Genomic DNA, 20,530 nt, shown 5'->3' with positions numbered 1-20,530 from the left:
ACGATTATGGGAGAGACAGTTAGCGTAGAATTAAGAATACAGAATTTTGAAGAATTTCATAAGGGTCTTCCACAGGAAGAACAGATATGCGAAGCTAAAAGATGTATGTCATGCGGGATACCTTTTTGTCAGGCAGGAACAATGATAGCTGGAATGGCATCAGGATGCCCACTCCACAATTTGGTTCCAGAGACAAATGATCTGGTTAGTATGGGAAATCTTGAGCAGGCATATTATAGACTTAGCAAGACACATTGTTTTCCGGAATTTACATCAAGAGTGTGTCCTGCACTTTGTGAGGCGGCATGTACACAGGGCATATATGAACAGCCTGTTGCTACAAAAAGTAACGAGAGAGCAATTATAGATTATGCTTTCGAAAATGGACTGGTAGAAGAAAAGGAACCAGAGGTAAGAACTGGAAAGAAAATTGCAATAGTAGGCAGCGGACCTGCCGGACTGACAGCCGCACTGCTTTTAAATAGAAGAGGACATAGTGTCACAGTATACGAGAGAAAAGATCGTGTAGGTGGATTGCTTCGATATGGAATTCCGAATATGAAGCTTGATAAGAGAAGCATAGACAGACGTGTGCAGCTTATGGAGAATGCAGGAATAGAATTTAAATGCGGTGTAAATGTGGGTAAAGATATAAAAGGAAAGGATTTGGTAAAAGCCTATGACAGAGTTATACTCTGTTGTGGGGCATCCAATCCAAGAGATATCAATGCACCGGGAAGAGATGCGAAAGGCATTTATTTTGCAGTTGATTTTTTGTCAGAAGTAAGCAAAAAATTAATGGATAATGACTACGATGATGAAAAGGTAATAAAAGCAAAAGACTTTTCATTTGGCAGTTTAAAAGGGAAAAATGTTGTCGTGATCGGTGGTGGAGATACAGGAAATGACTGTGTCGGAACTTCTATAAGATTGGGTACAAAAAATGTTATCCAGCTTGAGATGATGCCGGCGGCACCACTTAAAAGAGCAGAAAATAATCCATGGCCAGAGTGGCCGAAAGTCCTTAAGACTGATTATGGTCAGGAGGAAGCAATTTATAAATTCGGAAAAGATCCTAGAATTTTTAAAACAACGGTCACAGAATTTCTGAAAAATGCAAAAGGCGAGCTTTGTGCAGTAAAGACGGTAGAACTTGAGAACTTCAAGCCAGTTAAAGGAACCGAACATGAATTAAAGGCAGATATAGTTTTAATTGCAGCCGGATTTCTGGGAAGTCAAGAGTATGTAACATCAGATTTTGGTGTTGATTTGACCAATAGAACCAATGTAGCGACAAAACCAGGAGAATATGAAAGCAGCAAGAAAAACATATTTACAGCAGGTGATATGCACAGAGGACAGTCTTTAGTTGTATGGGCTATAGCAGAAGGGAGAGCTGTAGCGAAGGCTGTGGATGAGTCATTGATGGGATATACAAATATTTCATAAATAGCTCTATATAAAGTAAAAAGAGTGATAGATTAACAAAGTAAAATATATGTGACAGATTAGAAAAAGCGACTATGCTTTCCGGTTAAGCTGGAGGCATAGTCGCTTTTCTATATATTGGTAACGGTTCTCTATTGGTGTGGGAGCAGTTTTTGTTATTTCAGCAAATCTGAAATGCAGATATTCAAATCATCATAGATGCCAACAGCAATCTCATCATTAAAAGAATATTGATGGAAGTCTTCCTGGTCACCGAAAAAGTAAGTCTGAATCGTCTGTGTCATTGGATTCACAATCCAATATTCACGAACACCAACTGTGCGGTATTTGAATAACTTGGTTAAATAATCCATTCGTTGGCTACTAGGTGATACAATTTCAATAATGAAATCAGGAGCACCATTGCATCCTTTGTCATTTAGCTTATCAGGATCGCAGATAACGGAGATATCCGGTTCTACATAGTTTCGGTCGTCCTGATTGAGGAAAACGGCAAAGGGAGCGGGCAAAACCTCGCAAGATCCTTTGTGGGATTTGATATAATCTCGGATTGTTGCGGAAAGTTCCATTACAAGTCTCTGATGAAGATAGCTTGGTGGTGCCATATTATAAATTTGACCATCTATCAGCTCTGCACGCTGTCCAGCGGGAAGTGCGTAGATGTCTTCAACAGTGTAAATATCCTTTTTTAATAATGGCATATAATAACATCCTTTCTTTGATAGTATAAAGCATATGCCTGATTTTAATTAATTAATTAATGCTATAAGTGAGACTTATTTTATTTGAAGCTTCGAAATCAATGCTTCTTGAAGAACCTGCTAAGTCTCGCTTGTTTTAATACTGCCTGTTCCAAGCCTTTCTTCATAGCTTTGGAGTGATAAGGAACAATTACTGTTCTCCCATTTTCAAAATTTTTTATCTTTACATGAGAGCCGTTTTGATTGATTTCTTCAAATCCATTTCCTTTAGAAGTTTAAGCATTTCATTTGATGTTAAAGGCATCTTTTGTATCACTTTTCCTTATCATAACTATATTATAACACGTACTAACACGTGTGTCGATGAAATACACGTGCAAACACGTGCTTTGTATTCTACCTATGTCATGTCCTATTTTTTATATGTAATATTGAAAGAAAAACTATATGGAATTCAGAGCAAGACCCTAGAGGTCTTATTATTTTACGAAAAAATTAAGAAATCAGTGTACAAGTGGTATTTGAAGAAGAATCAGCAGGATGTAGAAATTGAAAGAGTAAAGTCAGAACGCAAACACAGCCTTCTATCAAAAGTGGTTGCAGACACATAATCTGGAAAATGGGTTTGCCCATATCTTGCCATTTGTTGTTAATCTAAATGACTTTGCTGGCATTCGAGGCAGACGCATTGCAAATGTAGCAATTAGCGTGAACAAGGGTTCCGTTAAATATCGCGTACATGTATTGGGAAAAGGCTGGCTTCCGCGGGTTACTGGATGCAACTGGAATGATCCAAAAATGGTCAGGATGGTTACGCAGGATGCTTTGGTGTTCCAATGGATAGATTCCAGCTGTTCTAATAAGAAATCCCCGGTAGAAATACCGGGGTGAATATAAATGGTCACTGCCTTAATAAAAAGGGGCTGTGAAAAAAGAATAGTCCCCCAAAAAAGAAAGACCAAGAGTTTATAATGAACTCAAGGTCTTTCTTTCTGTTATAATTAACTTGCAATGAAAATTAATAACATAATCTATTCTAACCCAAAACAGGCAGTTTTGCCAATGCTAATTCAAGATTATTTGGACATCTGTGATCCAGTGCTGACTTTTGATAGATTTATGGGAGAAATCGAACTGGAGAAATATCTGAAAAATATTCCTCAACATGATACAGGAAGACTCAGGTATGACCCGGTCAGCATGCTGAAAACAGTTTTGTTTGGATTTATGGCGAATGGCTATATATCATTGCGTGAACTGGAGGATCAGTGTAAAATCAATCTCCGTTTCATGTATCTTATGGATCATCAAGCACCTTCTTACCGTACTCTCGGCTACTTCATCAACGAAGTACTTGCTGATTCCATTAAAGAAATATTTCAAGATATAAACAAAAAAATCTTCGAGACAGAGCATGTGGATCTTCAACATCTATACATTGATGGATCCAAATTTGAAGCAAATGCGAATAAATACTCCTGGGTATGGAAAAAAGCAACCGAAAAATCCAGATACCGTCTCTTTGGTAAGATCACTACACTCTTTGAAGAAATCAATGAGGAACTTTCATGTACAGGTATGAAACTTTGTATCAATAGTGAGTACGCACCAGAGTATCTGAAGGAAGCTGCTGAACAGTATGCAGAAGTCTGGCAGATTAATGAAGCAATGTTTGTTCATGGCAGGGGACATCGTAAAACTACACAACAACGTCATTATGAGAAACTCAAAGAGTATGCTGCTAAGTTGGAAGAATACGTGGAAAAAATCAAAATCTGTGGAGAAGATCGCAACAGCTACTCGAAAACAGATCATTCAGCCACTTTTATGCGAATCAAGACAGACTACATGGGAAATGACCAGTTGCTTCCAGCTTATAATGTACAGGTCGGTGTTGCAGATGAATATATTGCTGTTGTTGATGTAAATCAGTATCGCTCAGATATGGATTGTTTTATTCCATTAATGAACAAGTTTTATACTACATATGGCTTCTATCCGAAGTACCCAGTAGCAGATGCCGGATATGGTTCTTACAACAATTACATCTTCTGTGAGCAGCAAGGAATGGAAAAATATATGAAGTTTCCCATGTTCAAGAAAGAGACTACGGACAAGAAATACCATGAAGATCCATTTCGTGCAGTAAATTTTCCAATCTGGGAAGACGGAATCATGCGTTGCCCAAACGGGAAAAACTTTTATCTTCAGTATCGAAAAAACGTAAAAGGGAACAAGTATGGGCGACAGGAAGAAGTGTATCAGTGTGAAGACTGCTCCGGCTGTCCATACGCAGAACAATGTAAAAAGACAGACAAAAACCGTACTGTTCGGATCAACCGCGAACTTACAGCGATGCATCAGGAAGTGATAGAAAATCTTAAAAGTATCCAGGGAGTGCTTCTAAGGATGAACAGATCCATTCAGGCAGAAGGTACCTTTGGCATCATGAAAAACGACCGGTGGTACAAAAGAATTGTCCGAAGAGGAATAAAATCTGTATTGCTTGAAGTATTTCTCGTTTCTATCGGACACAATCTTTATAAATATCACAACAAACAGAAAAAAGTTGTAGCTGCCGCATAGGAGTTCATAATAGCATTCTTATGGGGGAAGGGGAACTATACCCTTTTTTATGCAATATAACTATTATTATAACCATAAGCAAAAGGACGCATGAAAAAACTCTCGTTTTTTCACACGCCCCCTTTTTAAATCTACAATTATCGACAAGTCTCTATCGACAAATAATCGACAAATGTAGCAAATTTTATTGATTTTTACCACTTCTCGCAAGTTCGAGAAGTGGTTATTTTACGCGAGTTCTTAGAACTTGCCTGCTTTAGCAGCTTCTTCTACGGAAACTGCAACTGCAACAGTCATACCAACCATTGGGTTGTTACCAGCACCGATCAGACCCATCATCTCAACGTGAGCAGGAACTGAAGAAGAACCAGCGAACTGTGCATCAGAGTGCATACGTCCTAATGTATCTGTCATACCATAAGAAGCAGGACCAGCAGCCATGTTATCTGGGTGAAGTGTACGTCCTGTACCACCACCTGAAGCTACTGAGAAATATTTCTTGCCCTGTTCGATACATTCTTTTTTATATGTACCTGCAACTGGATGCTGGAAACGTGTTGGGTTTGTAGAGTTACCTGTGATAGAAACGTCTACACCTTCTTTGTGCATGATAGCAACACCTTCACGTACATCGTTAGCACCATAGCAGTTTACTTTAGAACGAAGTCCGTCAGAGTAAGCGATTCTCTGAACTTCTTTCAGTTCTCCTGTGTAGTAATCATATTCTGTCTGTACATATGTGAATCCATTGATTCTTGAAATGATCTTTGCAGCATCTTTTCCAAGACCGTTCAGGATAACACGAAGAGGTTTTTTACGAACTTTGTTAGCTTTCTCAGCGATACCGATAGCACCCTCAGCAGCTGCGAATGATTCGTGACCTGCAAGGAATGCGAAACAGTCTGTATCTTCTTCCAGAAGCATCTTTCCAAGGTTACCATGTCCAAGACCTACTTTACGCTGGTCAGCAACAGAACCTGGGATACAGAATGCCTGAAGTCCTTCACCGATAGCAGCAGCAGCCTCAGCAGCTGTTCTACATTCTTTTTTAATTGCGATTGCTGCACCTACGATGTATGCCCAGCAAGCGTTTTCGAAACAGATTGGCTGAATACCTTTGATCTGATTGTAAACATCAAGACCGGCATCCTTTGTAATCTTTTCTGCTTCTTCGATAGAAGCAATGCCATAGCTGTTCAGTACTGCATTGATTTTATCAATTCTTCTCTCATATGATTCAAATAAAGCCATTTAATTGTCCTCCTGATTTATTTAACGCTTATTTTCCATAAAACGGACAAGTCCGTTCGTTGTGATTATTCTTTACGTGGGTCGATGATCTTAACAGCGTCAGCAACACGTCCGTACTGTCCTTTTGCTTTCTCCCAAGCTTCGTTTGGAGTATCTCCAGCTTTAACGAAGTCTGTGAATTTTCCAAGGCTTACGAACTGGTATCCAATGATCTCATCGTTCTCATCAAGAGCGATACCTGTTACATATCCTTCTGCCATCTCCAGGTAACGAGGACCTTTTGCGAGTGTTCCGTACATTGTTCCTACCTGAGAACGAAGTCCTTTACCAAGGTCTTCCAGTCCAGCTCCGATAGCAAGTCCGTCTTCAGAGAATGCACTCTGTGTTCTTCCGTATACAATCTGTAAGAACAGCTCTCTCATAGCTGTGTTGATTGCATCACATACAAGGTCTGTATTCAATGCTTCAAGAATTGTTTTACCTGGAAGAATTTCAGATGCCATAGCAGCAGAATGAGTCATTCCTGAACATCCAATTGTCTCTACCAATGCTTCCTGAATGATTCCGTCTTTTACATTAAGAGTAAGTTTACAAGCACCCTGCTGTGGAGCACACCAGCCTACACCATGTGTAAAACCAGAGATATCTTTCACTTCTTTTGCCTGTACCCATTTAGCCTCTTCTGGGATTGGAGCTGGTCCGTGATTTGCACCCTGAGCAACCGGACACATCAGTTCAACTTCTTTAGAATAAATCATGTTAAAACTCCTTTCAAATATGTATGATTTGTCTCGCGTATAATGTTTGATAATTAATTAACATCACACTTACTTTATTTTCTCATAAAATATAGATTTCGTCAATTGTCACTTTCGACAACTTTCGAGTACTTTCAATATAAAAATACGATATAAATGTGATTGAACATTTTTGAACAGCGTTTTATAATGTAAATAATAAAAAAAGAAAGGAATCAGATATTATGACAACAGAGCGTATTGAAAACATGTGTGGCGGAGAAGGTCATGTAATTGTAAAAAGAATTCTTGATGCAAAGGAACTGAATGGCAAGTGCGGATTATATGCACAGGTAACTATCGAGCCTGGATGTTCTCTTGGATACCACGAACATCACAACGAAAGTGAAACATATTACATCATTTCCGGAGAAGGAGAATATGATGATAATGGAACAAAACGCATGGTAAAAGCAGGAGATAAGACATTCACACCGGATAATTGCGGACATGGATTAAAGAATACAGGAACAGAAGACCTTGTATTTATGGCTTTGATTATTTTAGATTAAGGCGAGAGGCCGGGGAGGCCAGAAGGGACGGGGTTTAGTGGCTCTTTTGTTCGCAAAAGAGCCACTAAACCCCGTCCCTTCTGGCCTCCCGTCTCTATCTCCGATACTTACGAATCACACAGGAAACAACGCCTGCCACGCAAAGACCGAATAATTGGTTATGAAGAGAACCGAAAACTGCCAGGGCACCCTTGATTCCTTTTAAAATCTCGATGCTTGCAGGTAATACTTCTATATTTTCCGGGATAAAATCACCGAATAAAAATGCCGCATAGGAACAAATGTAAAGTATGATAAATGAATTCCGTCCGCGTCCTACATCTTCCCAATGAACTCCATATTCATCTCGTATACGTTCTTTTGTCATAGACCTGAAAAGTGCAATGATTTCGCAAAAAATTACAATTGCAGCTACAGCGGCATATGCAAGAAAAGTTGGCGAGAAAGCTTGTGATTCAAGTGAATTTTCAAGGTCGCCATATGGAGCACTTCCTACATAAAAGTTGTAAGCTAAAATGGCAATGATTATAAGGATAAGCAGTATAGTCAGATTTCGGATAAATGTTTTTGAAACCTTATAAAGTGCGTTGCCACCTTTTTGAAGCGGTGCTGCAAGTCGTGTGGGTCCACTTTTACGTCTTCTGGATTTAGGAAAGTCATAGTCGTCATCGTCATCATCATTATAATCATAATCAATGTCGTCATCATCGTAACGATTGGAAGGCTGCTGGGCATAACGAATAGCCTGTGCCTTTTCTTCCTCGCGTGAAATGTTAGTTGGAATACTTAAATCAACAGATTTGTTGTTGTTTTTAGAAGAAGTATTTCCTTTTTTCTTTCTTTTTGTCTTCTTTGTATTTTTCTGAGAGGTATTCTCTAATTTTGTTGTATCAAAATCAATGGATGGTCGTAATGTTGAATCATCATCATATGTAACTTCAAAATTATCGTCGAACCAGGATGAGTCATTTTTTGAAGAAGCCATGAAAAATAAAAACCCCTTTCTTTTAAATATGATAATTATAAAATGTTAAAATGATTATATTGAAATAATCAATGTAGTATATCCTATAATGTTTTTTTGGCGAAGACAAGTAAAAAAATGTAAAATTCATAAAAAATTAAAATTAAGGATGAACGAGGACGGAGTTAAGTGCCAAATGGGGACGGAGTTCAGTGGCTTTTTCACACGTGAAAAAGCCACTGAACTCCGTCCCCATTTGGCAAACTGGACTGGTTAAATTTAACGATTCTGGCTGTTTCTATCAATCCAATCATGTGTTATGATTTGGAAAAATGAAAATACAGAAAAGTTTCTGTGAGGAATGGAGAGATTATTTATGAAAAGATTTTCAGCAAAAAAAATTACAATTGCAGCCTTATCAATTGCGCTTGTCTGCATATCAACAGCAATCATTCATATTCCGATTCCGCTTGGTTATATGCATTTAGGAAATATTTGTATTCTTCTGTGTTCGTATTTATTCCCTTGGGATATCGGGCTTTTAGCCGGCGGTGTTGGTTCTGCATTGTCAGATTTATTGACAGGATATCCGCAGTGGGTATTGCCTACTTTGATTATTAAGGGTATTATGGGATATGCAGGTTCAAAAGTTACACATGCAGGGAAAACACCTGCACGTATGCTGTCAGCTAGAACATTTATCGGAGCAGTGGTTTCTATCGTAATTATGATTGCAGGATATACAATTGCCGGTGGAATCATGTATGGAAGTGTTGCGACAGGACTTGCACAGGTACCTGGACTGACAACAGAAGGAATTATTGGAATTATTGGATTCTATGTTCTGGGATTTGTTATGGAAAAGTGCCATGCTTCAAAATTTATCTCAGAAGGAGTATAACAGATGACATCACACAATCATCAAAAGAAAATAGCTGTTATAAATGATATTTCTGGGTTTGGACGCTGCTCAATTGCAGTGTCCCTGCCCATTATTTCAATGTTAAAGGTACAGTGCTGCCCATTGCCAACATCTATTTTTTCTAATCATACGGGTTTTCCATCATTCTTTTTTGAAGATTTTACAAAAAATATGGAGCCTTATATGGAAGAATGGAAAAAGTTGGATTTGAAATTCAATGGAATCAGCACTGGATTTTTGGGTTCAGCGGAACAAATACGAATCGTGCAGGAATTTATTTCTGAATTTAAATCAAAAGATACATTAGTTATCGTAGATCCGGTTATGGGAGATTATGGAAAAACGTATTCAACATATACAGAGGAAATGTGTCAACGTATGAAGCAGCTGGCGTGCAAGGCTGATATTTTAACTCCAAACCTGACAGAAGCATGTATTTTGACGGATACGCCATATAAAGAAGACTGGAAAGTTGCGGAGGTAATTGAATTGGCAGAAAAACTTTCCGAACAAGGGCCGGAAAAAGTTGTTATAACCGGAGTATCTCAGAAGAGTTATATTTGCAATTTCTGCTATGAAAAAGGAACGGAGCCATCTATCGTTAAGACTCAGAAGGTTGGAACACAGCGTTCCGGAACAGGAGATATTTTCTCTGCAATCATTTCAGCAGACGCTGTCAATGGAGTAAATTTTCATGATTCTGTAAAAAGAGCATCTTTATTTATTAAAAAATGTATTTTACGCTCAATAGAACTGGATATTCCTGTAACAGACGGTGTATGCTTTGAAGAGGTACTACACACATTGAACAGAAAAAGATAAAGAAAAGGAGAAAAATACAATGAGAAAATCAATGACAATCTTATATAAAGTGCATAACAACTTGTATGTAAACCTGACAAATCGTTGCTCTTGCGCCTGTACATTTTGTTTGAGACAGACAAGAGATCACATGGAAGAGTCCGATTCACTTTGGCTTGAACATGAACCAACAGTAGAAGAAGTAAAAGAAGAGTTTAAAAAATTCGATATGACAAAGTTTGACGAAGTTGTATTTTGCGGATTTGGAGAGCCTACAGAAAGATTAGATGCGTTGCTTGAAGTTGCAAAATTCGTAAAAGAGACATATCAGAAACCAATTCGTGTGAATACAAACGGACAGGCAAGTCTGATCAATAAACGTGATACAGCACCAGAATTTAAAGGCTTGGTAGATACAATTTCAATCAGCTTAAATACACCAAATGAGCAGAAATACAATGAATTGGTCCGCAGCATTTTTGGAGATAAAGCGTATCGTGGAATGCTCGATTTTGTAAAAGAAGTAAAACAGTATGTACCACATGTTGTATTGTCAACAGTCGATACAACATTGACAAAAGAAGAAGAAGCACAGTGTGCGAAGATTTGTGAAGATCTTGGAGTAACATACCGAATCCGACCTTGGGAGGATTGACGAGCCAAAGGGGACGGGGTTAATGGCTTTTTTGCTTGCAAAAAAGCCATTAACCCCGTCCCCTTTGGCTCCCCTTGTTCCTTCTCTCGCTCTTTAAATCAAATGTGTACTTTCCAATTTCTCCATAAAAGCATCATTTAACTTGATGATCGGATTTCTCAATACCAATCCAAAGAACAAAGAAATAATCAGGAAAATTCCTAAAATTCCCATTTGTACCCAATAAGCTGAACCATACATTCCGGCGACGCATTCGCGCATAGCAGTCATACTGTGTACAAATGGCAGCAATGGATATACAGCCCTAAAGAATGGAGGAGCAGTCTCAATCGGGAAGGTTCCACCGGAACCTGCAACCTGTACTACGAGTAAAATCACGCAGATTGCTTTGCCGATGTCTCCGAAGGAGACGGTCAGCGTGTAAATGATATTTACATATACGATACTGCTAAACCATCCTGCAAGTAAAAATAAAAACGGATGCTCACATTGAATCTGTAAATAATACAAATCACCAAGGCAGATTAAGGTAGTTTGTAAAAGTCCTACAATCAGGAAAATCGGATAGCGGCCAAGATAAACCTGATATGGTTTTAGGTTTTTGAGTCCGGCGGTCGAAGAAGCCGAAACCGTTACTTTTAAGATGGCAACCAGTACAATACCTCCTACCCAGATGGAGAGGACAGAATAGAATGGTGCCATTGCTGAACCATAATTTGCCACAGGATAAATTTCATGTGTTTTTAATGTAACAGGAGAAGATAAAAAGCTGGCAATTGTTTCACTGTTTCCAGATAAAATCTGCTGTAGCTGTTTGTAATCCCCGCTGCTTTTGATTTTCTTCAACTGGTCAATCGTTGTGTTCATCCTTTTTGACGTCTTGTCAATCAGTGCTGAGGTGTCTGACAATGTAGTCTGAATCTTTGCAAGATCAGAAGAGGCAGAACCTGACAGCTTATGGATATTGTCCGCTGTTGTATCCAATTGTGTAAATAAAGTAGAAATGGTTGAGCTTGTCGTTCCAAGAGAATCAAACAGAGTATTCAAACTATTTTCCACATTATTTTCGTAGTCATTTTTTATGGAAACAAGGCTGTTGCTGCTTGTTTGGATCAGTTGATCAAGCTCAGCCTTTGCGGCGGCAATGTTAGCAGGCGAATTCTGTATATCCTGTGCAGACTGGTATAACTTGTTCTGCAAATTTTGCTGAGTTGCAACAGCACTGTTCAAACGACGGATAATAGAATCTAGTTCGTCTGCAATACCACTCGGTAGTTCATCAGGAAGCGTATTTTTCAAATCAGAGAATGCCTGGCTAAGTGTCTGATACCCATTGATGATCGGAGTAATCTTATCCCCCAGGCCATTTAACGTATTAGCAAGCGTTTCTGCACTTCCTGATTGTGATGCAAACGCATCGTCAATAATGGAAGAGAGCTGTGTGTAAAAGCTCTGGCTTCCGGAAATTGCTGCGTTAATTCCATCGGTTGCGCCACTGATAGATGTTTTTACGTCGGAAAATGAATTTTTCGTATTTTTCAAAGAAGCTAAGCTGCTGTCCGAATGCGTTTTTGACTCAGTTAAAAATTCTGAGGTTGTGTCCAGCATATTCTTGGCAGAACCGGTCAGGTTTGAAAAGGACTGGATTGTACCGGACGCAGCAGTCAAATCATTTGAAATAGCGCTCAGGTTATTTAAAAGGTTATTAAGAATCACATCAGCTCCACTTTCATCTGCCATATCAGATACAGACTGAAGTGCTACAAGTGCAGTTTCGGATATCGTTTCTATAAATACAGAATTAACCTGTTTTTGGATTGCACTCGCTCCCTTGTCGGTAATCTTCGGTGCAATCGCATTTTCCTTCGCATTATAATAGTAAGTGATTTTTGGGTTTTCGATATCACTTGAGAAAATGCTCATCATATCTTTACTGAAATTTTCAGGAATGATAACAGCGGCATAGTACTTTCCGGATTTTACACCCTTCGTTGCTTTATCCTTTGTAGTAAACACCCAGTCTAATTGCGTATTTTCACGAAGAGCAGAAAGAACATTGTCACCAATGTTGATATTCAGAGGAATCAAATCCCCTTCATATCCCTCGTCCACGCTTGCAACAGCAACCTTTAAGCTACTTGTATTACCATAAGGGTCCCAGCTTGCAGCAATATTAAACCATGCATAAAGTGGCGGAACAATCGTGATTCCGAGGATGACCAGCAATGCGATTACATTTGTTTTAATCCGCACGATGTCACGTTTAAAAATTTCCAGGATATTTCTCATGATCGTTCATTTCCTTTCTTCAAAAGTTTTAATAATTCATCTTCAGATAACTTGGCAAGTTCTAATTGCTTCTGTGTTTTGTCGTGGATGTATTCCATAATAATCAAGTAAAATGCCAATACAACTACGGAAACAATCCACAAAATTAAAAATACAAGCTTAGATTCCAAACTGAACATCAGAATCAGAAAAACAAAAGCAAGTATAAAAATGCAATTGAATCCACGACGGATTCGTCTCGAATAAGTGCGTTCAAATTTTTCCGCCTTATCGGTCAATTCCTTGCGTGTAACTTCATTGTAGAGCATTGCTTTATAAATCATAGATACTTGCTGAGTGTTTCGTTCTGTACTGGAAGTCTCACACAACATCAAATCTGTAACAGCAAGTCTGCGGTCAAACAGGTAATTTAGGTTCATCAGCAGAGGACGAAGTCCAAGACCGATGAGAAATGCGATTCCAAGGAATACAAGCATGATCAATAAATTTCTACGATAGTTGTGAGCATACATTCCAGCAATAGCTTCACGCATTGCACTGATTCCATACGAAAATGGAAGGAGTGGATGAAGATTCTGGAAGAAAGCTGGCATCATCTCAATTGGATAAGTACCAGATGATCCTGGAATCTGCAAAATAACCAGAAGCACGCACAATGCCTTACCAATGTGTTTAAATGCAAGTGCCATTGCATAAATCAGACTGACATAAACAACGGAGCATACCATTCCGGCAAAAATAAAAGCGGCAGGTTCATTGCATTGGGCTTTAATAAGCCAGATATCACCGGCACATACGATGACACTCTGAATAAGTCCGATGCTCAGAAATAGAAGAAAACGGCCAAAATAACACTGAGTTGCAGTTGCATTTGGAATTTTTTCATCAAAATCTACCTCTTGTTTGAAAATAGAAACCAGAATCAGTCCACCTACCCAAAGAGCCAGATTTGTGTAAAATGGCGTCATGGCAGAACCATAATTCTTTACATCGTAGAGTACTTCTGTATCAACAGTTACCGGTGATGACATAAAAGTTGAAATACCATCTGCATCAATTCCTTTTAGAGAAAGAAACTGCTGATATGCACTGGAGCTTTGCAAGGCTTTTAAATCCGTTGTGAGGCTGGAAAGCTTATCATTTACTGTCTGAAGTGCAGTGCCGGTCGAGTCAAGAACAGAAGCACTGTCTTTTAAGCTGCTGTCGAGCTGTCCAAGGATGGATTTCAACTGAGTAATAGAAGGAGAAATTCCATTCATTGTGGCGGAAAGATTTCCACTTAATGTAGAAAATGTATCCAGTGACTGATTTAAAGTCGGCAACAATGTCTGATTCATAGAGTTCTGGTAATCCCTCAAGGACTGTTTACTCTGCGATACAAGTGTGCTTAATTGTGTACGTGCAGTAGAAGCACCATTTAAAGAGGTTGCTATATTGTCATTTCCGGCTTTTAAAGAATTGACAAGTTCCTGCAATTTAGCATTTTGACTTTCCAAATCAGCAATCTTACTATTTAAAGCTGCGACAAGCTCTTCATTTGAAATATGAGAGGTCATCACTTTTAAATCGTTAATTACTTCATTATTCAAATCAATCAGATTCTGGACAGAAGCAATACTGTTACTTATATTCCCGTTAATCGTTAGCATATCATTTTCAATTGTTCCAAGCTTGTCAGAAGCAGAACCGTAAATATTGCTCAACAATTGGTCTCCATCGGACAAGCTCTGAGAGAATGTCGAAGAAAATGTTCCAATTGCACTGCGGCTGGTATTTAATATATCAGACGCACTGGAAAGTGTTTTTGCACCGGATAAAGCAGCTGTATTGACAGAATCCAAAGCGGCTTGCGTGTCTGCGATAATCGAAGAGCTGCTCTTTACCGTTTCCTGAAAATTCTTCAAAGTAGTCTGATAGTCATCCAGATTCTTTTGAATATCAGAAATGGAGCGAAGTGTCTCCGTATTCATATCACTCATATTACCGGATACTTTCGAGACAGATTTAATAATCAGATTCGAGATCGTTTCAGCAGCAACATTGGAAAAAGTATCGTTGATTTCCTGCTGAATCGTACCGGCTCCGGTGTCTGTGATCTTTGGAGCAATCGCATTTTTCTTCTCATTTACATAATAATCTAAAACCGGGTTCTGAGGTTCGCCACTGATGATACTTAGAAGAGATTCGCTGAAATCTTCAGGAATCACAATAGCAGCGTAATATTTTCCGGACCTTACACCTTCAATAGCGGCATCTTCATCTACGAAAGTCCATCCAAGAGAATTATTTTTTCTAATTGTTCAATAAGCGAAGAACCTGCATTGAGGGAAATCTTATCGGAGCAAGCTCCGGCATCATTGCTGGCAATTGCTACTTTAATTCCTTTTGTATTGCTGTATGGATCCATGTTAGCAGCAATGTTGAACCAGGCGTAAAGCGATGGCAGAATACAGACGCCGATCACAACAAGCATGGCAACAGGATTGCGAAGCAAACGCTTGCAGTCACGTTTGAATATTTGAAGTGTTGTCTTCATCCTAAATAAAAATCCTCCTTTAACAACGAGTATGTATAAAATCTCAATTTAACACCAGTATATCAGAAAGTAAAAATGATTTCTATAAGCAAAAATGACGAATGGTCATTAATTTTCGAGGAGAATGTTGTAAGGTTGTATAGTATATGAAAAATCTCACATATAGAAGAAAGTAAATGAGAAAAATTATCATGGAATAGAATTGACAAGGATAGAAAGTTAGAATATACTAACCATGTAGTTAGAAAGAGCTAACAAATGATAATTGAAGGTAACACGAAAATAGAGAATGCAAGATTTTAACAATCAGAAACAGGAGGAAAAATGAGCATAGTAATTGTCGGAGGGCATGACAGAATGGTAGCCCAGTATAAGAAAATATGTAAATCCTACAAATGCAAGGTAAAAGTATTTACACACATGAAGGCGGATTTTGATAAACAGATTGGATGTCCAGATCTTCTTGTATTATTTACAAACACAGTGTCACATAAGATGGTAAAAACAGCTTTGGATGAAATTGACAGTTCAAAAACAGATGTTGTGCGTTCACATACAAGTAGCCAGAATGCATTGACAGAAATTTTGAAATCTTGCTGTGCATAAATAATAAAGTGAAAGGATTGCAGATATGAAGAAACGTAATATGGGAAACACTGCAAAAGGGCTGGAGCAGTGCTTGATCATGCATTGTGCCCCTACACTGGCATCTCTTAAAACCGCAAATTTATTTACATGCAAATATACATGTATACAATCACTTGAAATGAGTATAATGTATTGGGAAAAAGAGATGAAAGAAAAAGGATTAAGTCTGTTTATATTACAAAAACAAGAAAACAGGGCGTTGATTTATGTCTGCCGCATGAAAAAGTTGCAACAAGATCTGGAAAAACCAGGAGTGATGAACTTGCTTCGAAAATATGGATATCAGGATACGGATCCGCATCATGCTATTTCTCATTTGATTGAACGTTTAGAAGAAAACGGAACATTCCCACATGAAATCGGATTGTTCCTGGGATATCCATTGGATGATGTGATCGGCTTTATTGTTAATAAAGGAAAGAATTGTCATTGCATTGGATGCTGGAAGGTTTATTGCAATAAAGAAGAAGCAGAAAGAACATTTTGCAAATATAAAAAATGTACAGATGTATATAACCGGCTTTGGAGAAATGGAAGAAGCATACAGAAGCTCACAGTGGCTTAAAAAATCACTTGATATAAATGAAAATGGAGGAAATAAGAAATGAGTAAAACAGCAGTCGTATTTTGGAGTGGAACAGGAAATACAGAGGAAATGGCAAATGCAGTTCTGGAAGGAATGAAAGAAAATGGAGCAGATGCTTCTATCTATTCAGCAGATGCATTTCAGGCAGGAGATGTAGAGGGTTACGATGCAATTGCCTTTGGATGCCCGGCAATGGGTGCAGAAGTTTTGGAGGAAGATGAATTCCAGCCACTGTTTGACGAGTGCAAATTGGCACTGGCAGGAAAGAAGGTTGCACTGTTCGGTTCTTATGGATGGGGCGATGGAGAATGGATGAGAAACTGGGAAGACGATTGCAGGGAGGCAGGAATAGAACTTGCCTGCGACAGTGTTGTATGCAATGATGCACCTGATGAGGATGCAATTACAGCTTGCAAGGAGTTGGGAGCGGCACTTGCATAAGCGCAAAAAATGAATTTATTATTATAAATGATAGCGAATCTCATTTGCAAGCGGCTTATTAGATAAAATTTCTCAATAAGACAGAATTGGCTTGAAACAAGAAAAATAATGGATATATAATTTGTCCATAAAAAACAGAGGAGGAATTTTATCATGTCAAATTATTTGAAATGTTTAAAGAAAGTAAATGGTAAATCAACAGGAATTTTTGCAGCAGGTGTGTTATTCGGAACAGCAGGTATCAAGGTACTTGCAAGTAAGGATGCGAAAAAGCTTTACACAAACTGTACAGCAGCGATTCTTCGTGCAAAGTCTTGTGTGATGAAAACAGCCACAACAATTCAGGAAAATGCAGAAGACATTTATGCAGAAGCACAGCAGATCAATGAAGAACGTGCAGCAGCAGAAGAAGTTGTGACAGATGTAGAAGAGGCAGATGTAGAAGAGGCAGATGCCAACGAAACAGATGTTGAAGAAAGCTTTAAAGAAACAGAAACCGAAGAAGCATAATAAATATAAGCTATAAAGCAAACAAAAACCAGAACACCTGCAGTTTTATCTGCAGGTGTTTTCGGAAAGAAGGATTTACATGAAGTTTAAAATTAAACATGATATACAAGGAAGATTACGTGTGCAGTTTGTTCAGAGTCGAATGACCTTTGAGCAGGCAGACGAAATACAATATTATATGGAACAAAATATGCAGATTACATCTGTGAAAGTGCAGGAACGTACGCAATGTGTAACAATTTGCTATAAAGGAGACAGAGAAAGCGTAATTGAAAGCCTGAAAGCATTTCACTATGGAGAGGTGACACTTCCGGAAACCTATCTGAAAAATTCAGGACGAGAATTGAACAGCGAGTACTGGGAGAAACTGGTTACTTCGGTAGTGCTTCATTATGGAAATAAACTATTTCTGCCGTTTCCGGTTCGTGCAGTGCTTACAACTGCAAAATCAGTGAAATACATATGGCATGGAATCTGTACACTTGCAAAAGGTAAAATTGAAGTTCCGGTGTTAGATGCAACATCTATCGGAGTTTCTATTTTCAGACAAGATTTCGGCACTGCAGGTTCCATTATGTTCTTGCTTGGAATTGGTGAAATACTGGAAGAGTGGACACATAAAAAATCAGTCGACGATCTTGCACGCAGCATGTCTTTACATATCAGTAAAGTATGGCTTGTAACTGAAGACCAGGAAGTGCTTGTTTCAACTTCGGATATCAAAGCAGGAGATTTGGTAAGAGTACATATGGGAAATGTAATTCCTTTTGATGGAACAATCGTTTCCGGAGAAGGAATGGTAAATCAGGCTTCCATGACAGGAGAATCCGTTCCGGTTGCGAAGACGACGGATGCAAGTGTCTTTGCAGGAACCGTATTGGAAGAAGGAGAACTTACGATCCGAGTAAAACAAAGCAATGGAAACAGCAAATTTGACCAGATTGTTTCCATGATTGAAGAGTCAGAAAAGCTGAAATCTTCTCTGGAAGGAAAAGCAGAGCATCTTGCAGACAAGCTTGTCCCATATACACTTCTTGGAACAGGAATTACGTATTTGTGTACGAAAAATGTAACAAAGGCATTATCTGTATTGATGGTAGATTTTTCGTGCGCATTGAAACTTGCAATGCCGATTTCCGTATTGTCAGCGATTAAAGAAGCAAGTACCTACAATATTACTGTAAAAGGTGGAAAATATCTTGAGGCAATGTCAGAAGCAGATACGATTGTATTTGATAAAACAGGAACATTGACAAAAGCACAGCCTACAGTAGTAGATGTCGTATCATTTAATGATATGGGCAGTGATGAACTTCTAAGAATTGCAGCATGTCTGGAGGAACATTTCCCACATTCCATGGCGAAAGCAGTTGTAACAGCGGCAAAAGAGAAAAATCTGGTACATGAAGAGCTACATTCCAAAGTAGAATATGTTGTTGCTCATGGCATTTCGTCGACAATTGAAGGGAAATCCGTTATCATCGGAAGCTCACATTTTGTGTTTGAAGATGAAAAATGTACCATTCCGGAAGGAAAAGAGAAGCTCTATGAACAGCTCCCAGGAGAATGCTCACACTTATATATGGCAATTAACCGTAAACTGGCCGCAGTTGTCTGTGTCGAAGACCCACTTCGTGAAGAGGCACAAAGAGTGATTGCCGAACTTAAGAGTAAGGGAATCAAGGTCGTTATGATGACAGGTGACAGTGACCGCACAGCGAAAGTGATTGCTTCAAAAGTAGGTGTGGATGAGTATTTCTCAGAGGTGTTGCCGGAGGATAAGGCAAGCTTTATAGAGAAAGAAAAGGCTGATGGAAGAAAAGTCATTATGATTGGTGATGGAATTAATGATTCGCCGGCACTATCAGCTTCCGATATTGGAATTGCAATCAGTGACGGAGCAGAGATCGCGAGAGAAATTGCAGATGTTACGATTGGCGCAGATAATCTGGAAGAAATTGTTGTTCTGAAAAATCTAAGCGACAGACTAATGGAGCGAATCCATAATAATTACCGTTCCATTGTCGGAATCAATACTTGCCTGATAGCAGGTGGAGTAATGGGAATCTTCCCGCCTACAACATCTGCATTATTGCATAACACATCGACCTTATTGATCAGTTTGCAAAGTATGAAAGATTTGCTGGATAAATAGGAAAGAGAGGAACATCTATGTATCTGGAACTGAATCAAGTAAAAAAATCATTTGGAAGCGGAGAAAACAAAACAGAAGTACTCAAAGGTATTTCGTGTGGGATTAAGAAAGGGGATATCTGTGTTTTACTTGGCCCGTCAGGGTCAGGGAAATCCACTCTGTTAAATATCATCGGTGGCATTGAAAATATCGATAGCGGCTCGATTCGAATCGGCGATGAACAGATGGAGAGCATGAATGAAAAGCAGTTGGCCCAGTATCGTCGAAAACATTTAGGTTATGTATTTCAGGCGTACAATCTGATTCCGAATCTGACCGTAAAGGAAAATATTGAGGTTGGCGCATATTTATCCAAAAATCCGCTGGAGCTAGATGGTTTGCTGAAAACACTGGGGCTATGGGAACATAAAGACAAAATTCCAAATCAGCTTTCAGGAGGACAGCAGCAGAGAACCGCAATTGGACGGGCTTTGATTAAGAATCCGGATATTTTGCTCTGCGATGAGCCAACAGGAGCATTGGATTATCAGACCTCTAAAGAAATTTTACAATTGATTGAAGATGTGAATCAAAAATTCGGAAATACGGTTATTCTTGTGACACACAATGATGCGATTCAGGGAATGGCAGATCAGGTCATCAAATTGCGTGACGGACAGATCCGCAAATGCATTTACAATGACAAGAAACAAGCTGTGGCAGAGTTGGAATGGTAAGGGGGTGCTCG

Annotated in this window: 20 protein-coding genes; 12 read left to right on the top strand and 8 right to left on the bottom strand. The window is 38.9% G+C overall.

Annotation, left to right across the window (positions count from 1 at the left end):
• The first annotated feature begins 6 nt into the window (after positions 1-6).
• Positions 7-1,449, top strand: coding sequence for a glutamate synthase subunit beta (locus tag H8S40_RS08415; protein WP_243238215.1), 1,443 nt, complete (start codon positions 7-9; stop codon positions 1,447-1,449).
• Between the two features lie 155 nt (positions 1,450-1,604).
• Here the strand turns inward: H8S40_RS08415 and H8S40_RS08410 are convergent, their stop codons facing one another.
• Positions 1,605-2,150, bottom strand: coding sequence for a Uma2 family endonuclease (locus H8S40_RS08410; RefSeq protein ID WP_186865038.1), 546 nt, complete (start codon positions 2,148-2,150; stop codon positions 1,605-1,607).
• Positions 2,151-2,248: 98 nt separating this feature from the next.
• Positions 2,249-2,371 (bottom strand): type II toxin-antitoxin system HicA family toxin, encoded by a 123-nt coding sequence (locus H8S40_RS16165; RefSeq protein ID WP_366482680.1) that lies wholly within the window; start codon positions 2,369-2,371, stop codon positions 2,249-2,251.
• A 790-nt stretch (positions 2,372-3,161) separates the two neighbouring features.
• Between H8S40_RS16165 and H8S40_RS08400 the strand changes: the two genes are divergently transcribed.
• A complete protein-coding gene (locus tag H8S40_RS08400; RefSeq protein WP_186865037.1) occupies positions 3,162-4,736 on the top strand; it encodes an IS1182 family transposase in 1,575 nt (524 codons plus the stop codon).
• Positions 4,737-4,976: 240 nt separating this feature from the next.
• Here H8S40_RS08400 and H8S40_RS08395 read toward each other — a convergent pair whose 3' ends face one another.
• Together H8S40_RS08395 and H8S40_RS08390 are read right to left on the bottom strand one after the other, a co-directional pair.
• Entirely contained in the window at positions 4,977-5,987 is a 1,011-nt protein-coding gene (locus H8S40_RS08395; protein WP_118688649.1) for a GGGtGRT protein, read from the bottom strand.
• 65 nt (positions 5,988-6,052) lie between these two features.
• Positions 6,053-6,745 carry an iron-sulfur cluster assembly scaffold protein gene (locus H8S40_RS08390; protein WP_117989330.1) on the bottom strand — a complete coding sequence of 231 codons (693 nt, stop codon included), beginning with the start codon at positions 6,743-6,745 and terminating at the stop codon, positions 6,053-6,055.
• Between the two features lie 224 nt (positions 6,746-6,969).
• Between H8S40_RS08390 and H8S40_RS08385 the strand changes: the two genes are divergently transcribed.
• On the top strand, positions 6,970-7,296 hold the full coding sequence (locus H8S40_RS08385) for a cupin domain-containing protein (RefSeq protein ID WP_118688650.1): 327 nt from the start codon (positions 6,970-6,972) through the stop codon (positions 7,294-7,296).
• 94 nt (positions 7,297-7,390) lie between these two features.
• Here H8S40_RS08385 and H8S40_RS08380 read toward each other — a convergent pair whose 3' ends face one another.
• Positions 7,391-8,281, bottom strand: coding sequence for a hypothetical protein (locus tag H8S40_RS08380; protein ID WP_186865036.1), 891 nt, complete (start codon positions 8,279-8,281; stop codon positions 7,391-7,393).
• Between the two features lie 355 nt (positions 8,282-8,636).
• Between H8S40_RS08380 and H8S40_RS08375 the strand changes: the two genes are divergently transcribed.
• The 3 genes from H8S40_RS08375 to H8S40_RS08365 are packed head-to-tail and all read left to right on the top strand — an operon-like array spanning position 8,637 to position 10,638.
• Positions 8,637-9,161, top strand: coding sequence for an ECF transporter S component (locus H8S40_RS08375; RefSeq protein ID WP_172696930.1), 525 nt, complete (start codon positions 8,637-8,639; stop codon positions 9,159-9,161).
• A 3-nt stretch (positions 9,162-9,164) separates the two neighbouring features.
• Positions 9,165-10,004: a pyridoxamine kinase gene (locus tag H8S40_RS08370; protein WP_022075104.1), complete on the top strand. Its 840-nt coding sequence runs from the start codon at positions 9,165-9,167 to the stop codon at positions 10,002-10,004.
• Positions 10,005-10,023: 19 nt separating this feature from the next.
• Positions 10,024-10,638 carry a TIGR04100 family radical SAM protein gene (locus H8S40_RS08365; protein WP_240577612.1) on the top strand — a complete coding sequence of 205 codons (615 nt, stop codon included), beginning with the start codon at positions 10,024-10,026 and terminating at the stop codon, positions 10,636-10,638.
• A gap of 93 nt (positions 10,639-10,731) precedes the next feature.
• On the opposite strand, the gene H8S40_RS08360 is transcribed toward H8S40_RS08365, so the two are convergent.
• From H8S40_RS08360 to H8S40_RS16155, 3 genes are read right to left on the bottom strand one after another with little or no spacing between them, the layout of a single operon-like run.
• Positions 10,732-12,927, bottom strand: coding sequence for a YhgE/Pip domain-containing protein (locus H8S40_RS08360; RefSeq protein WP_186865035.1), 2,196 nt, complete (start codon positions 12,925-12,927; stop codon positions 10,732-10,734).
• Positions 12,924-15,134 (bottom strand): YhgE/Pip domain-containing protein, encoded by a 2,211-nt coding sequence (locus H8S40_RS16160; RefSeq protein ID WP_366482376.1) that lies wholly within the window; start codon positions 15,132-15,134, stop codon positions 12,924-12,926. Before H8S40_RS16160 ends, H8S40_RS08360 begins: the two co-directional genes overlap by 4 nt.
• A 53-nt stretch (positions 15,135-15,187) precedes the next feature.
• Positions 15,188-15,463: a YhgE/Pip domain-containing protein gene (locus tag H8S40_RS16155; protein ID WP_243238214.1), complete on the bottom strand. Its 276-nt coding sequence runs from the start codon at positions 15,461-15,463 to the stop codon at positions 15,188-15,190.
• A 324-nt stretch (positions 15,464-15,787) separates the two neighbouring features.
• Between H8S40_RS16155 and H8S40_RS08350 the strand changes: the two genes are divergently transcribed.
• The 6 genes from H8S40_RS08350 to H8S40_RS08325 all read left to right on the top strand — a co-directional run bounded on the left by H8S40_RS08350 (position 15,788) and on the right by H8S40_RS08325 (position 20,519).
• Complete coding sequence (locus H8S40_RS08350; protein WP_117989323.1) at positions 15,788-16,069, top strand: DUF2325 domain-containing protein; 282 nt, start codon at positions 15,788-15,790, stop codon at positions 16,067-16,069.
• A gap of 25 nt (positions 16,070-16,094) precedes the next feature.
• Positions 16,095-16,676, top strand: coding sequence for a DUF3793 family protein (locus H8S40_RS08345; protein ID WP_243238213.1), 582 nt, complete (start codon positions 16,095-16,097; stop codon positions 16,674-16,676).
• Between the two features lie 39 nt (positions 16,677-16,715).
• Positions 16,716-17,138, top strand: a complete 423-nt coding sequence (locus H8S40_RS08340; protein WP_121054986.1) for a flavodoxin — start codon at positions 16,716-16,718, stop codon at positions 17,136-17,138.
• Positions 17,139-17,291: 153 nt separating this feature from the next.
• Entirely contained in the window at positions 17,292-17,648 is a 357-nt protein-coding gene (locus H8S40_RS08335) for a DUF6110 family protein (RefSeq protein WP_118689149.1), read from the top strand.
• Between the two features lie 79 nt (positions 17,649-17,727).
• Complete coding sequence (locus H8S40_RS08330) at positions 17,728-19,803, top strand: heavy metal translocating P-type ATPase (protein WP_186865034.1); 2,076 nt, start codon at positions 17,728-17,730, stop codon at positions 19,801-19,803.
• 17 nt (positions 19,804-19,820) lie between these two features.
• Positions 19,821-20,519, top strand: a complete 699-nt coding sequence (locus H8S40_RS08325; protein WP_118723474.1) for an ABC transporter ATP-binding protein — start codon at positions 19,821-19,823, stop codon at positions 20,517-20,519.
• Positions 20,520-20,530: the final 11 nt, after the last annotated feature.

The sequence above is a fragment of the Ruminococcus hominis genome (genome assembly GCF_014287355.1).
In the GTDB taxonomy this organism is placed as follows: Bacteria; Bacillota; Clostridia; order Lachnospirales; family Lachnospiraceae; genus Schaedlerella; species Schaedlerella hominis.
Note: the sequence above shows the minus strand (reverse complement) of the source record. Positions and strands in the feature narration are given on the sequence as shown.

What these genes read in the sequence shown, in the direction of transcription:
- H8S40_RS08410 (WP_186865038.1), bottom strand. Translation starts at nt 2,150, where the DNA reads ATGCCATTATTAAAAAAGGATATTTACACTGTTGAAGACATCTACGCA.
- H8S40_RS08345 (WP_243238213.1), top strand. Translation starts at nt 16,095, where the DNA reads ATGAAGAAACGTAATATGGGAAACACTGCAAAAGGGCTGGAGCAGTGC.
- H8S40_RS08380 (WP_186865036.1), bottom strand. Translation starts at nt 8,281, where the DNA reads ATGGCTTCTTCAAAAAATGACTCATCCTGGTTCGACGATAATTTTGAA.
- H8S40_RS08325 (WP_118723474.1), top strand. Translation starts at nt 19,821, where the DNA reads ATGTATCTGGAACTGAATCAAGTAAAAAAATCATTTGGAAGCGGAGAA.
- H8S40_RS08330 (WP_186865034.1), top strand. Translation starts at nt 17,728, where the DNA reads ATGAAGTTTAAAATTAAACATGATATACAAGGAAGATTACGTGTGCAG.
- H8S40_RS08360 (WP_186865035.1), bottom strand. Translation starts at nt 12,927, where the DNA reads ATGAGAAATATCCTGGAAATTTTTAAACGTGACATCGTGCGGATTAAA.
- H8S40_RS08340 (WP_121054986.1), top strand. Translation starts at nt 16,716, where the DNA reads ATGAGTAAAACAGCAGTCGTATTTTGGAGTGGAACAGGAAATACAGAG.
- H8S40_RS08415 (WP_243238215.1), top strand. Translation starts at nt 7, where the DNA reads ATGGGAGAGACAGTTAGCGTAGAATTAAGAATACAGAATTTTGAAGAA.
- H8S40_RS16155 (WP_243238214.1), bottom strand. Translation starts at nt 15,463, where the DNA reads ATGAAGACAACACTTCAAATATTCAAACGTGACTGCAAGCGTTTGCTT.
- H8S40_RS08400 (WP_186865037.1), top strand. Translation starts at nt 3,162, where the DNA reads ATGAAAATTAATAACATAATCTATTCTAACCCAAAACAGGCAGTTTTG.
- H8S40_RS08370 (WP_022075104.1), top strand. Translation starts at nt 9,165, where the DNA reads ATGACATCACACAATCATCAAAAGAAAATAGCTGTTATAAATGATATT.
- H8S40_RS08365 (WP_240577612.1), top strand. Translation starts at nt 10,024, where the DNA reads ATGAGAAAATCAATGACAATCTTATATAAAGTGCATAACAACTTGTAT.
- H8S40_RS08350 (WP_117989323.1), top strand. Translation starts at nt 15,788, where the DNA reads ATGAGCATAGTAATTGTCGGAGGGCATGACAGAATGGTAGCCCAGTAT.
- H8S40_RS08390 (WP_117989330.1), bottom strand. Translation starts at nt 6,745, where the DNA reads ATGATTTATTCTAAAGAAGTTGAACTGATGTGTCCGGTTGCTCAGGGT.
- H8S40_RS08375 (WP_172696930.1), top strand. Translation starts at nt 8,637, where the DNA reads ATGAAAAGATTTTCAGCAAAAAAAATTACAATTGCAGCCTTATCAATT.
- H8S40_RS08335 (WP_118689149.1), top strand. Translation starts at nt 17,292, where the DNA reads ATGTCAAATTATTTGAAATGTTTAAAGAAAGTAAATGGTAAATCAACA.
- H8S40_RS08385 (WP_118688650.1), top strand. Translation starts at nt 6,970, where the DNA reads ATGACAACAGAGCGTATTGAAAACATGTGTGGCGGAGAAGGTCATGTA.
- H8S40_RS08395 (WP_118688649.1), bottom strand. Translation starts at nt 5,987, where the DNA reads ATGGCTTTATTTGAATCATATGAGAGAAGAATTGATAAAATCAATGCA.